The sequence below is a fragment of the Agromyces sp. NPDC029043 genome, from assembly GCF_055564615.1.
The window spans coordinates 102,711-115,135 of the sequence record NZ_JBVHVX010000015.1 but is presented as its reverse complement, the minus strand read 5'-3'; the positions used below and the strand labels follow the sequence as shown (position 1 = coordinate 115,135).

At 70.8% G+C, this 12,425-nt stretch carries 12 protein-coding genes; 7 read left to right on the top strand and 5 right to left on the bottom strand.

Annotated elements, in window-relative coordinates:
- Positions 1–164 precede the first annotated feature (164 nt).
- From ACZ4TW_RS17260 to menC, 7 genes are all read left to right on the top strand, one after another.
- A complete protein-coding gene (locus ACZ4TW_RS17260; protein ID WP_465544601.1) occupies positions 165–1,106 on the top strand; it encodes a carbohydrate ABC transporter permease in 942 nt (313 codons plus the stop codon).
- Entirely contained in the window at positions 1,103–1,984 is an 882-nt protein-coding gene (locus tag ACZ4TW_RS17255) for a carbohydrate ABC transporter permease (RefSeq protein WP_465544599.1), read from the top strand. The genes ACZ4TW_RS17260 and ACZ4TW_RS17255 overlap by 4 nt, the downstream gene beginning before the upstream one ends.
- Positions 1,985–2,042: 58 nt before the next feature.
- Positions 2,043–3,554, top strand: coding sequence for an arabinosylfuranosidase ArfA (gene arfA / locus ACZ4TW_RS17250; RefSeq protein ID WP_465544597.1), 1,512 nt, complete (start codon positions 2,043–2,045; stop codon positions 3,552–3,554).
- Positions 3,551–4,939, top strand: a complete 1,389-nt coding sequence (locus ACZ4TW_RS17245; protein WP_465544595.1) for a glycoside hydrolase family 5 protein — start codon at positions 3,551–3,553, stop codon at positions 4,937–4,939. The genes arfA and ACZ4TW_RS17245 overlap by 4 nt, the downstream gene beginning before the upstream one ends.
- A gap of 75 nt (positions 4,940–5,014) precedes the next feature.
- Positions 5,015–6,025, top strand: coding sequence for a LacI family DNA-binding transcriptional regulator (locus tag ACZ4TW_RS17240; RefSeq protein WP_465544593.1), 1,011 nt, complete (start codon positions 5,015–5,017; stop codon positions 6,023–6,025).
- A gap of 51 nt (positions 6,026–6,076) precedes the next feature.
- On the top strand, positions 6,077–7,336 hold the full coding sequence (locus ACZ4TW_RS17235) for a D-arabinono-1,4-lactone oxidase (protein WP_465544591.1): 1,260 nt from the start codon (positions 6,077–6,079) through the stop codon (positions 7,334–7,336).
- Positions 7,337–7,488: 152 nt separating this feature from the next.
- On the top strand, positions 7,489–8,787 hold the full coding sequence (gene menC, locus ACZ4TW_RS17230) for an o-succinylbenzoate synthase (RefSeq protein WP_465544589.1): 1,299 nt from the start codon (positions 7,489–7,491) through the stop codon (positions 8,785–8,787).
- Positions 8,788–8,803: 16 nt separating this feature from the next.
- Here the strand turns inward: menC and ACZ4TW_RS17225 are convergent, their stop codons facing one another.
- From ACZ4TW_RS17225 to ACZ4TW_RS17205, 5 genes are all read right to left on the bottom strand, one after another.
- Positions 8,804–9,436 (bottom strand): DUF2238 domain-containing protein, encoded by a 633-nt coding sequence (locus ACZ4TW_RS17225; RefSeq protein ID WP_465544587.1) that lies wholly within the window; start codon positions 9,434–9,436, stop codon positions 8,804–8,806.
- Between the two features lie 35 nt (positions 9,437–9,471).
- The gene (locus ACZ4TW_RS17220; protein WP_465544585.1) at positions 9,472–10,128 is read right to left on the bottom strand and encodes a DUF2238 domain-containing protein; all 657 of its coding nucleotides are present in this window, start codon (positions 10,126–10,128) and stop codon (positions 9,472–9,474) included.
- The gene (locus ACZ4TW_RS17215; protein WP_465544583.1) at positions 10,128–11,006 is read right to left on the bottom strand and encodes an endonuclease/exonuclease/phosphatase family protein; all 879 of its coding nucleotides are present in this window, start codon (positions 11,004–11,006) and stop codon (positions 10,128–10,130) included. The genes ACZ4TW_RS17220 and ACZ4TW_RS17215 overlap by 1 nt, the downstream gene beginning before the upstream one ends.
- 68 nt (positions 11,007–11,074) lie before the next feature.
- Positions 11,075–11,455, bottom strand: a complete 381-nt coding sequence (trxA, locus tag ACZ4TW_RS17210; protein WP_465544581.1) for a thioredoxin — start codon at positions 11,453–11,455, stop codon at positions 11,075–11,077.
- A 61-nt stretch (positions 11,456–11,516) separates the two neighbouring features.
- Entirely contained in the window at positions 11,517–12,383 is an 867-nt protein-coding gene (locus ACZ4TW_RS17205) for an aminoglycoside phosphotransferase family protein (RefSeq protein ID WP_465544579.1), read from the bottom strand.
- Positions 12,384–12,425 lie beyond the last annotated feature (42 nt).

The following is a 12,425-nucleotide window of genomic DNA, read 5'->3' as shown; positions in this document are numbered from 1 at the left end:
TGGTCAATGGGTCCAAACTCAAACCACCCCCCCAGGGGGGAGTTTGGGGGCGGGGGGGAAAAGAGGCACGCCACCGCGGAGGGGGGGGGGGCTCCCCCCCCCCCCCCCCCCGGCCCCCCCCCCGCCTCCTCCCGTTCACCTCCACCTGATCCGGAGCATCTCCCATGACTGTCGATCTCATCGAAGAGGCCGCCGCCCCACCACGAGCCCGACGCTCGCGCACGAAGAGCGACGTCCGCCGCAATGTCACCGGGTGGGCCTTCGTCGCCCCCTTCGCCGTCGTCTTCCTGGCGTTCCTCATCGCGCCCCTGGCGTACGCCCTGTACCTCAGCCTCTTCCAGAAGTCGATCGTCGGGGGGACGCGCTTCGTCCTCTTCGGGAACTACGCCAAGGCGTTCAGTGACCCCAGCTTCCTGGACGGCGTCTGGTTCGTGATCAGCTTCTCCATCGTCCTGATCCCGCTGCAGATGGCGATCTCGCTCGCGATCGCCCTCATCCTCGATGTGGTCACGACCTCGTTCGCGCGCTTCTCGAGGCTGATGATCTTCCTGCCCTATGCGATCCCCGCCGTCATCGGCGCGCTCATGTGGGGCTTCCTGTACAGCCCGAACTTCGGTCCGATCGGCGACTTCTTCGACGCGTTCGGAGCCACGGGGCCGGATCTGCTCAGCAGCGACCTGATCTTCTACGGCCTGCTGAACATCGTGACCTGGCAGTGGGCCGGCTACTACATGATCATCCTCTACGCCGCCCTGCAGGGGATCGACCCGACCCTCTACGAGGCGGCTCGCATCGACGGTGCGTCGCAGTGGCAGATCATCCTGCGCATCAAGATCCCGCTGGTCGCGCCGGCGCTCGTCCTGATCCTCGTGTTCGCGCTCATCGGCACCCTCCAGTTCTTCAACGAGCCGAAGATCCTCCAGCAACTCGCGGCCGGGGCGATCCCCGATGACTTCACGCCCAACATGTACGCCTACGAGCAGGCCTTCACGTTGGCGAACTACAACTACGGCTCGGCGATCTCGTTCGCACTCGGCGCCGTCGTCTTCATCTGCGTCTACATCTTCATGTTCAGCACACGCAAGCGAGGGAGCTTCCTCTCATGAGTGTCAGCATCGCTCGCACGACGCGCCGTCCGACGCGGTACGTCTCGCTCCAGGTCGTGCTCGGCGTCCTGATGATCTACTTCCTCGTGCCCTTCTGGTGGGTCGTGGTCAACAGTTCGAAGACCTCGGCGGGATTGTTCGGCGGCGGAAGCGCGCTCTGGTTCGCGGACGACATCGACTACCTCGGCAACCTCCAGCAGCTCTTCACCTACGGCGGCGGCATCTATCTCCAATGGCTGTTCAACTCGGCGCTGTACGCGATCGTCGGCGGGGTCGGCGCCACGGTGCTCGCGGTGCTCGCCGGCTACGGCTTCGCCAAGTACCAGTTCGGCGGGCGGCGGCTCGGGTTCGCCGTGCTCCTGGGTTCGGTCATGGTGCCGTCGACGGCACTCGTCATCCCGACCTTCGTGCTCTTCGCCCAGGCGGGCATGACGAACACCATCTGGGCGGTCATCCTGCCGACGCTCCTCAATCCCTTCGGCGTGTACCTGATGGCCGTCTATGCCCGGGATGCGGTGCCCGACGAACTCCTCGACGCCGCCCGCGTCGATGGCGCCGGGGAGTTCCGCGTGTTCCTCCAGGTGGCGCTTCCGATGCTCAGGCCGGCGATCGTGACGGTGCTGCTGCTGTCGGTCGTGGCGTCGTGGAACAACTACTTCCTGCCGCTCGCGATGCTCTCCGACAACCGCCTCTTCCCCGTGACGGTCGGCATCGGACTGTGGCAGGCGACGGCCTCGACGTATGGCGCGGCGGGCGGAGAGAGCCTGTGGAGCATCGTCATCCTCGGGTCGCTGGTCTCGGTGATCCCGCTGGTCATCGCGTTCCTGACGCTGCAGAAGTACTGGCAGGGCGGGCTCTCGATCGGCAGTCTCAAGTGACGACCGCCGGCCGCGGCACGGCCCCTGGGACCACGTCCACGACAGGTGATGAGGATTCATGAAGCGAGCACATCTCACGATCGACCCGCACTTCGTCGTGGGCCCGGTCCAGCGCCGGCTGTTCGGCTCGTTCGTGGAGCACCTCGGCCGGTGCGTCTACGACGGCATCTACGAGCCGGGGCATCCGAGCGCGGACGCGGAGGGCCACCGGGCCGACGTGATCGAGCTCGTCCGCGAGCTGGGCGTGTCGACCATCCGGTACCCGGGCGGCAACTTCGTCTCCGGCTATCGCTGGGAGGACGGCGTGGGGCCGCGCGAGGAGCGGCCTCGCCGCCTCGACCTCGCCTGGCACTCCACCGAGACCAACGAGGTGGGACTGGACGAGTTCGCCTCGTGGCTGCGCAAGGTCGGCAGCGACCTGATGTACGCGGTCAACCTCGGCACGCGCGGGGTCCAGGAGGCGCTCGACGTGCTCGAGTACGCGAACATCCGATCCGGCACGGCGTTGAGCGATCGACGCGTCGCCAACGGCTCGCCCGAGCCGCACGACATCCGCATGTGGTGCCTCGGGAACGAGATGGACGGACCGTGGCAGCTGGGTCACGGCACGGCCGAGGAGTACGGTCGGCTCGCCTCGAAGACCGCCCGGGCGATGCGCCAGGTCGACCCCGACCTCGAGCTCGTCGCGTGCGGGAGCTCGAGCGCCCACATGCCGACCTTCGGGCACTGGGAGCGCACCGTGCTGGAGGAGACGTACGACGATGTCGACTTCATCTCCTGCCACGCCTATTACGAGCCGAAGGGCGGGGACTACGGCAGCTTCCTCGCCTCGTGTGTCGACATGGACCGGTTCATCGACTCGGTCGTCGCGACCGCCGACCACGTGAAGGCTGCTCGCGGCAGCGACAAGACGATGTACATCTCCTTCGACGAGTGGAACGTCTGGTACCAGTCGCGGTACAACGAGGTCGACCGCATCACCGACGTCACGGAGTGGCCGGTCGCGCCGCGCCTGCTCGAGGACGCCTACTCGGTCGTCGACGCCGTCGTCTTCGGAAGCCTGCTCATCTCCTTGATCCGGCACGCCGATCGCGTGACATCCGCATCGCTCGCGCAGCTGGTGAACGTCATCGCACCGATCATGACCGAGCCCGGCGGGCCGGCCTGGCGCCAGACGACGTTCTTCCCGTTCTCCGTGACGTCCGCCCTCGCGAAGGGCGTCACCCTCGAGCTGAAGCTCGACTGCCCCACGTACGCCACCGCACTCTACGGCGAGGTGCCCCTCGTCGACGCGGTCGCGACGCACGACCCCGAGACCGGCGAGACGGCGGTGTTCCTGGTGAACCGCAGCCTCGACGAGGAGGTCTCGCTCGAGATCGACACGAGCATCCTGGACGGGCTGGCCGTCCGTTCGTTCCGCACGCTCAGCGACGAGGACATCCATGCCGTCAACACCCTGTCGACGCCCGATCGCGTCGCCCTGCACGACAACGATTCGGCCCGCACGACCGAGGGGGCGGTGACCGTGACACTGCCGCCCGTCTCGTGGTCCGCACTCACGCTCGCATGAACGCCGGGGCCATCCTGCGCGTCGACGGAACGCGCATCATGTCCGGCGAGACGCCGGTCGTGCTCACCGGGCTGGGCCTGGGGGGCTGGATGAACATGGAGAACTTCATCACGGGCTACCCCGCGACCGAGTCGCAGCAGCGGCGGGCGCTGCGACGCGTGCTCGGCGATGAGGGGTACCGTCGGTTCTTCGACCGGTTCCTCTCGGTGTTCTTCACCGACGCGGATGCCGCCTTCCTGGCCGGCCTCGGAATGAACTCGGTGCGCGTGCCGTTCAACTACCGGCACTTCGAGGACGACGACGCCCCCTTCGTCATCAAGGAGGAGGGATTCCGGCTGCTGGACTCGGTCGTCGACGCGTGCGCCAGGCACGGCATCTACACCATCCTCGACCTGCACGCACTTCCCGGCGCGCAGAACCAGCACTGGCACAGCGACAACCCCACGCAGTGGGCGCACTTCTGGGGCCAGCGGCAGTTCCAGGACCGGGTGGTGAACCTCTGGGAGCACATCGCCGAGCACTACCGCGGCAATCCGTGGGTCGCGGGATACAACCCCGTGAACGAGCCCGCCGACGCCCACGGCGACGCCATCCGTCCGTTCTACGAGCGGCTCGAGGCGGCCATCCGCGCGGTCGACCCGGATCACATCCTGTTCCTCGACGGGAACCGGTATTCGACCCAGTTCGACCAGCTCGGCGATCCCATGCCGAACTGCGTCTACACCGCGCACGACTACGCGCTGCCGGGCTTCGTCGACGGCGGGCCCTATCCGGGTGTCAGTCGGGGGCGCTTCGTGGATCGCGACGTGGTCGAGGAGACGTTCCTCGAGCGCACGGCGTACATGCGGGAGACGGGGACGCCGATCTGGGTCGGCGAGTTCGGGCCCGTGTACACCGGCGACCCGGAGCGCGACGCCCAGCGCTACCGGCTCCTGGAGGACCAGCTCGAGATCTACCGACGGCACGACGCCAGCTGGGCGCTGTGGACCTTCAAGGACATCGGCCTGCAGGGTCTCGTCCACGCCGACCCCGACTCGCCGTACCTGCGCCGCATCGCACCGGTCCTGGAGAAGAAGGCGCGGCTCGGGGTGGACTCCTGGGGCTCCACCGACGAGGGCGTCCGGCGCATCCTCGAGCCCATCGAGGAGCTGTTCGAGACGGAGTTCCCCGACTTCCAACCGTATCCATGGGGGGCGCGGCGATGGATCCACGGACACATCCGGCACGTGATGCTCGCCGAGGCGATGGTCGACGACTTCGCTCGGGCCTTCGAGGGCGTCGGTCCGGACGAGGGGGAGCGGCTCGCCGACGCGTTCTCCTTCGATGCGGCCCGGGTGCGGGAGCCGCTCGCCGCCATCCTCGGCCGCGCAGCAACGCAGGGGTGAGGCGCGTGCGCCCCTCGCGATCGATCGAGTGGCCGGGGCGCATGCGATCGTTCCGCCTGCCGCCCGGGTGGGCGCATGGCCGATGAGTCGCGCGTCACGCTCGCCTCTCTCGCCGCGGAGGCCGGTGTGTCGCTCACCACCATGTCCAAGGTGCTGAACGGCCATTCGGATGTCGCGCCGGGCACCCGGGCGCGCGTCGAGGAACTGCTCCTCCGCAGCGGCTATCGGCGGCGCGGGATCGGACGGCGCAGCCGGGCGATCGAGCTCGTCCTACCCGATCTCCACGGTCCGCTCTCGCTCGAGGTGATCGACGGCGTGCGCGAGGCGGCCGCTGCGGCCGGCCATTCGCTCACGCTCACGGTGAGCGGGGACGGGCGCGCGGGTGCCGGCGACGAGGCGTGGCTGGAAGGGGTGCTCGAGCACCGGCCCGCCGCCGTCATCGTCTACGCGGGGGTCGCCGCTGCGGTGCGCGAGACGCTCCGGGCGCGCGACATCCCGGTCGTGGTGGTCGAACCGGCGGATGCGGCCGACCCCTCGATCCCGGCGATCGGCGTCGCGCACTGGTCGGCTGCGGTGACGGCGACGCGCCATCTCATCGACCTCGGCCATCGGCGTATCGCGGCGATCGGAGGACCGGAATCGGTGGTGGGGTCGCATGCGCGCCTCGACGGCTACCGTTCGGCGATGCACCTGGCCGGTCTGCCCGTGCCGGACGGCTGGGCCCGCTTCGCTGAGCTCGACGCCCAGGCCGGGGAGCGGGTCGCCCTCGACCTGCTCCGATCGGCGAGCCGGCCCACCGCGATCCTCGCCGGAAGCGACATGCAGGCACTCGGCGTCCTCAACGCCGCCCGGCGCGCCGGACTGCGCATCCCGGACGACCTCTCCCTGGTCGGGTACGACGATCAACCGGTCTCGACCTCGTCGTCGCCGAGGCTCACGACCGTCCACCAGCCGCTGCGCGAACTCGGCATCGCGGCCACGCGCCTCGCGCTCCGCCTGGAAGACCAGCGTGGAGCCGAGCCTACCCGGCTCGACCTCGCCGCGACCCTGATCCTCAGGGACTCCACGGCGCCACCACCCGCTTGACACCCACCGTGCGGCGCGGCCACAGACCACGAGCATGCGAGAGTGAGGACCATGGAACGCAACTGGGCGGGCAACCTCGAGTACCGCGCGAGGCGCATCGTGCACCCGTCGTCGATCGACGAGCTGCGTGAGGCGCTGAGCGGCGACGGGCCGATCCGCGTGCTCGGCACGAGGCACTCGTTCAACGACCTGGCCGACACCGACGGCACGCTCATCGCGACCGATCGGCTGCCCGCCGAGGTCGACGCGGGCGGTGCGCCGGGGGTCGTCCGGCTGAGCGGCGGCCTGCGGTACGGGGATGTCGCGCCGCGCCTGCAGGAACGCGGACTCGCCCTGGCGAACCTCGCGTCGCTGCCGCACATCTCGGTCGCGGGCGCGGTCGCAACCGGCACGCACGGATCGGGCGACCAGATCGGCTCGCTCGCGAGCGCCGTCCGCGCCATCTCGTTCCTCACCCTCGACGGTGAGGTGCGCTCGCTGCAGCGCGGCGACGCCGACTTCGACGGTGCGGTCGTGCACCTCGGTGCGCTCGGCGTCGTGCTCGCGCTCGAACTCGACGTCGAGCCGACGTACGACGTCGCGCAGACCGTGCACGAGGCGCCCCGCTGGGACGCGATCCTCGCCGACCTCGACGCGACGACCTCGCTCGGCACGAGCGTGAGCATCTTCACGCGATGGTCCGACGCCGAGACGGCCGACCAGCTGTGGGTCAAGCAGCGGCTGCCCATCGAGGCGGATGTCGCGGAGCCCCGTCGCGCGATCGTGGAGCGCCTCGGCGCGCGGCCGGCGTCGGTGCCGCGCCATCCGATCCTGGGCATGCCGGCCGATGCCAGCACCGCGCAGCTCGGCGAACCGGGCCCGTGGTTCGAGCGCTTGCCGCACTTCCGCCTCGAGTTCACGCCCTCGGCGGGCGAGGAGCTGCAGTCGGAGTACCTCGTGCCCCGTGCCGACGCGGTCGCCGCGATCGAGGCGGTGCGCTCGCTCGCGGACCGCATCGCGCCGCTGCTGCAGGTGTGCGAGGTGCGCACGGTCGCCGCCGACTCCCTGTGGTTGAGCCCCGCCTACGGTACGGAGGTCGTCTGCCTCCACTTCACGTGGGTGCCCGACCAGCCGGCCGTCGAGGCGCTGCTTCCCGCGATCGAGGCTGCGCTGCCCCCGACGGCGCGGCCGCACTGGGGCAAGCTGTTCACGCTGCCGGCCGACGAGCTTCGGCGCCGGTACCCCCGATTCGACGACTTCGCCGCGCTCCGCGCCCGCTTCGACCCGGCCGGGCGCCTTCGCAACGCCTACCTGGAGCGGGTCGGACTCTGACCTCGTCGCGGTCCGGCCGCCGGCGGAGCTCCGTTCGCGAGACGTCGCGTCTGCACGGTCGAGCCGTGCATCCGCGACTTCTCGATTCGGCCGGGCGCGCCGCACGGCCCTGCGCCAGACTGGGGACAGCGGGTGACGACCAGGAGGCGACCATGACGACGGCGACGACGCCGAAGATCGAGGCGATCGAGCTGCACCGGCTCGAGGTGCCGCTGGTGCGGCCGTTCGAGACGTCGTTCGGCCGTGAGACCGCTCGGGAGGTGCTGCTCGTCCGCGTGCGCACCGATCGGGGCGACGGTTGGGGCGAGTGCGTGGCAGGCCGCGACCCGTTCTACTCGTCCGAGTACGTCGCGGGCGCGGCAGCCGTCATCGAGCACTACCTGGCACCCGCTCTCCTGCGGCGCCCCGCACCGCACCATGTCGTCGATGACGGGCACGTGTCGGGCGTGCTCATCGAGGATCCGGCGCACTCCGCCGGCATCTTCGTCGACGACCGCGAGCAGCACGTCGACGACCCCCGCGCGCAGGCGGCCGCGGGCGGTGCGGCCGCGTCGATCGCGAGCGTGCCGCTCGCGGCATCCGTCGCCCCGACCCTGGCGTTCGTCGCCGGCCACCGCATGGCGAAGGGCGCGCTCGAGGCCGCGGTGCTCGACGCCGAGCTGCGCGCGCAGGGCCGGTCGATGGGAGAGTGCTTCGGCGCCGTGCGCGAGTGGGTCGACTGCGGCGTGTCGGTCGGCATCGCCCCGACGCTCGAGGAGCTGCTCGACGAGGTCACGGGCTACGTCGAGGAGGGCTACCGGCGCATCAAGCTCAAGGTCAAGCCGGGCTGGGACCTCGTGCCGGTCGCCGCGGTGCGCGAACTGCTCGGTCGCGACGCGATGCTGCAGGTCGACGCGAACACCGCCTACACGGCCGACGACATCCCGCTGCTCGCGGGGCTCGACCCGTTCGAGCTGCTGCTCATCGAGCAGCCGTTCGCCGAGGAGGACCTGGCCACGCACGCCCGGCTCGCCGAGGCCTGCGAGACGCCGGTGTGCCTCGACGAGTCGATCCTCGACGTGACGACGGCGGTCGATGCGATCGAGCGCGGCGCGACCGCCATCGTGAACATCAAGCCCGGGCGCATGGGCGGCTACCTCGAGGCGCTGCGCGTGCACGACGCGTGCCGCGACCGGGAGGTTCCCGTGTGGTGCGGCGGCATGCTCGAGACGGGCGTCGGGCGGGCCGCGAACGTGGCGCTCGCGGCGCTGCCGGGGTTCGTGCTCCCGGGCGACACGTCGGCGTCGGCGCGGTACTTCGCCGAGGACCTCACCGAGCCGTTCGTGCTCGGATCGGGCGAGCACCGCGGGCAGCTGCGGGTGCCGGATGGCGCGGGCACGGGCGTGCACGTGCGCGAGGAGCTCGTACGCGACTGGGCCGGCAGCGCGCCGGTGACGATCACCCCGAGCTGACGCGGGCGAGGTCGCGTCAGCCGACGGGTCGGGCGGGACGTTCCTGGGCGCCCGCCGGTGGCACGGCCGTTCGCGGCGTCGCGGCGAGCACCGGCAGCAGCAGCCCGGCGACGAGCGATCCGAGGGTGCCCACGACCATGTCGGAGACGGTGTCCCGATAGCCGAGCACGGTTGCAGGGTCGAGGAAGGTCGTGGTGAACCACTCGAACATCTCCCAGAGCGCGGAGAGCGCGGCGCCGATCGTCGTCGTGAGGATCGTGTACGAGCGCCGCGGTCGGGGAAGCGTCGCGGCATCCGGGATGACCTGGATCCGCACCAGGAGGATGTAGCAGACCGCGGCGGCGAGCCCGGTCATGAGGAAGTGCATCGGCAGATCCCACCACGTGACCGTTCCGTAGAGGTCGGTCACGCTGCTCCAGGTGGACACGAGGGCGATGACGCCGTATGCGATGTCGAAGCCCGGCCGCACCCCGAGCGCCCGCGGCAGCAGCATGGCGACGCTCACGACCGCGAAGCTCGAGGCGCCCTTCGCGCCCCAGCCGATCCAGCCGACCACGATGGAGGCCACGGCGAGGACGCGCAGGCCGTCGGCGACGAGCTCGGCCGACCCGTGCGGGCGTCGGCGCAGGTTCGCCAGGAGGTCGCGCATGAGGTTCCCTTCCGCGGTGGAGAGGCGCCCGAAGGTCAGGCCACCGGGCGCGCCGGCGGGCCGTCGGATGCGGCCGCCGCCTGCCGTTCAGCCCCGGCGTCGGCGGTGACCCGGTGCGGGTGCGCCATGAGTACGGGGAGCGCGAGGCCGGCCAGCAGCGAGCCCAGCCCGCCGAGCACGAGGTCGCCGATGGAGTCGGTGTAGCCGACGAAGATCTCGCCGTCGATGAAGTTCTTGCCGAACCACTCGAACATCTCCCAGAGGGCGCCGAACGCCAGGCCGACCGACGTGGTCACGACCGCGCGGGAGAGCGTCGGGTGCGGCAGCGTCTCGGCGTCGGCGACGATGCGGAGCCGCTCGAACAGCACGTACGCGACCGCCGCGACGAGTCCGTTCATGAGGAAGTGCATGGGCAGGTCCCACCACTTCACCGTCACGTACAGGTCGGTCACGCTGCTCCAGACCGACACGAGCGCGACCACGCCGAACGCGATGTCGAACGCGGGTCGCACGCCGAGTGCGCGAGGCAGCAGCATTCCGCCGCTCACGAGCGCGAGGCTCACCGCACCCATCGGCCCCCATCCGATGCCGGCGACCACGATGCAGGCGAGCGCGATGACGCGCAATCCGTCGGCGACGAGCTCGCCCGCCCCGACGGGGCGCCGCCGCACGTTCGCGAGCAGTTCGTGCATCATCCGTCCCCTTCCGCTGCGCCCGGGCCGTCCGCCTCGCCGGTCTGCCGGTGCCGCAGCACCGCCTGGACCGGTTCGTGGTCGGATGGCGCGCTGCCCTCGAACCTCGTGGCGTTGATGCCGGCTCGCAGCACCTCGACCCCGTCGTCGACGAGGATGTGGTCGATGCGCCGGCCGCCGACCCTGCGCCGACGATATCCCGAATAGGTGCCCCATTGGGGCGTGACCCGCTCGCCGGCCTCGTCCCAGACGTCGTGCAGGCCGTCGCTCACCAGGCTGCGGTGCACCGCGGACTGCTCGTGGGCGTTGAGGTCGCCGGTGACGACGACGGCAGCGGCGGGATCGGCGGCCCGGGCGGCTCGCGCGAGCCGGACGATCATGTGCGCCGAGTGCAGCCGCGACCGCCAGGAGAGGTGGTCGAGGTGGGTGTTGAAGGCCATGAGCCGAGAGCCCGTGGCGAGGTCGGTGAACTCCGCGGTCACGAGGATGCGCCGCGTCACGTTCCCCCAGGAACGGGAGCCGTGCAGGTCGGGCGTCGCGGAGAGCGCGAGCTGGCGCCACGCGGTCAGCTCGAGTCGCGTCGCGTCGTAGTAGATCGGACAGCGTTCGCCGCGTCCGGACGGATCGCGGCCGGTGCCGACCCATCGGTAGCGGTCGCCGAGCCCGTCGGCGACCGTCTCGACCTGGTCGGCGAGCGCCTCCTGCACGCCGAGGAGGGTCGGCTGCTCGGCAGCGAGGAGCCGGCGCACGAGTCGCCGCCGCTTCCCCCAGTCGTCGGGGCTGCCGGGGCGGTATCGCGGAACGCGCCGACGGATGTTGAACGTCATCACGTGCAGGTCGGGTGCCCCGACCGGACCGATGAGCGCGGCATCCGTCATACCGCCAGCGTACGCGCGGCCCGGGACGGCTCGGGGGACCGTCGGCCCGCCCGCCCCCGGCGCGCCGGTCACGCCTGCTGCGACGCGATCGCCTGCTGCTCGGCGATCTGGCGACGGACGTCGTCCATGTCGAGCGCCTTGGTGCCCTCGATGACCTGCTCGAGCTGGGCGCCGTTCAGGGCGCCGGGCTGGGCGAAGACGATGATGCCCTGGCGGAAGACGACGAGCGTGGGGATCGAGGTGATGCGGAAGCCCGCCGCGAGCGCCTGCTCGGCCTCGGTGTCGACCTTGCCGAAGACGACATCGGCGTGCTGCTCGGAGGCGCGCTCGAAGATGGGACCGAACATGCGGCACGGGCCGCACCACTCGGCCCAGAAGTCGAGGAGCACGATGTCGTTGTCTCGGACGGTGCTCTCGATGGTGTCGTGGGTGATGTTCACGGAAGCCATCCGACGATTCTACCAGACGATACCCAGGGGGTATCGCGCACCCGAAGCGGCGACCGGAAGTTCAGTGCTGCGCGATCCCGTCGAGCCCGGCCGCCAGCTCTCCGATGCGAGCGACGGTCTCGGCGCGCTCGGGATCGTCGTCGAGTGCGAACCACGTCGACGACAGCGCGCACCACGCCACGAGCCAGTCGCGCAGCCGGCGGGGGGCGAAGCCCGTCGCCTCGACCACGACCTCGAACTGCCGCGCCAGTCGCCCGGGTACGAGCGCGCGTTCGTGCGGGTTGCACAGCACGTTGCACACGTCGAACTCGGCGTCGCCGACCAGGCCCTTCGGGTCGATGGCGAGCCAGCCGCGCTCGCCGAAGTCGAGCACGTTGGCGTGGTGGAGGTCGCCGTGCAGGATCACGGGGTCGCCCGGCTCGTCGAGCAGCCGGCGCGCGAGCGACGCACCGGCGCGATGCAGCGGGCCGAGGTCGTCGGCGTGCGCGAAGAGCTGCTCGAACCACGTCTCGAGGTCGATGAGCTGGGGCGGCGTGGGCAGCGCCATCACGCGCTCCGTCTCGGCGTGCAGCAGTCGCCCGACCGAGCACAGGATCCGGGTCGCCTCGTCGTCCCCGACGCCGCCCTCGCGCACCATCTCGACGAGGTCGCGCGACCCGGTCGCGCGCTCGAGCAGCATCGCCCCGCCGTCTCGGCGCAGCACGCGAGCGGCGCCGTGCCCGTCGAGCGCGACGAGCAGGTCGGTGCCGCGTTCCTCCTCGTGCTGGCGCGCGAGCTTGAGCATCGCGGGCGCGCCGTCCTCGGTGCTGACGGGGATGAGGGTGCTCCACGGGGTGGTGATGACGTCGCCCTCGGGGTGGAGCCGCCAGCGCCGCAGCCAGGCCAGGTCGGCCGCGTGTCCGGGATCGACCGGTCCGAGATCGCTCATCCGACCCAGTATCCCGCCCGGCGTCGGACGCCGTGGATAGGA

Excerpts from the sequence above, each read along its gene's own strand:
- ACZ4TW_RS17205 (WP_465544579.1), bottom strand. The coding sequence starts at position 12,383 with ATGAGCGATCTCGGACCGGTCGATCCCGGACACGCGGCCGACCTGGCC.
- menC (WP_465544589.1), top strand. The coding sequence starts at position 7,489 with ATGACGACGGCGACGACGCCGAAGATCGAGGCGATCGAGCTGCACCGG.
- ACZ4TW_RS17245 (WP_465544595.1), top strand. The coding sequence starts at position 3,551 with ATGAACGCCGGGGCCATCCTGCGCGTCGACGGAACGCGCATCATGTCC.
- trxA (WP_465544581.1), bottom strand. The coding sequence starts at position 11,455 with ATGGCTTCCGTGAACATCACCCACGACACCATCGAGAGCACCGTCCGA.
- ACZ4TW_RS17225 (WP_465544587.1), bottom strand. The coding sequence starts at position 9,436 with ATGCGCGACCTCCTGGCGAACCTGCGCCGACGCCCGCACGGGTCGGCC.
- ACZ4TW_RS17260 (WP_465544601.1), top strand. The coding sequence starts at position 165 with ATGACTGTCGATCTCATCGAAGAGGCCGCCGCCCCACCACGAGCCCGA.
- ACZ4TW_RS17255 (WP_465544599.1), top strand. The coding sequence starts at position 1,103 with ATGAGTGTCAGCATCGCTCGCACGACGCGCCGTCCGACGCGGTACGTC.
- ACZ4TW_RS17240 (WP_465544593.1), top strand. The coding sequence starts at position 5,015 with ATGGCCGATGAGTCGCGCGTCACGCTCGCCTCTCTCGCCGCGGAGGCC.
- arfA (WP_465544597.1), top strand. The coding sequence starts at position 2,043 with ATGAAGCGAGCACATCTCACGATCGACCCGCACTTCGTCGTGGGCCCG.
- ACZ4TW_RS17235 (WP_465544591.1), top strand. The coding sequence starts at position 6,077 with ATGGAACGCAACTGGGCGGGCAACCTCGAGTACCGCGCGAGGCGCATC.
- ACZ4TW_RS17220 (WP_465544585.1), bottom strand. The coding sequence starts at position 10,128 with ATGCACGAACTGCTCGCGAACGTGCGGCGGCGCCCCGTCGGGGCGGGC.
- ACZ4TW_RS17215 (WP_465544583.1), bottom strand. The coding sequence starts at position 11,006 with ATGACGGATGCCGCGCTCATCGGTCCGGTCGGGGCACCCGACCTGCAC.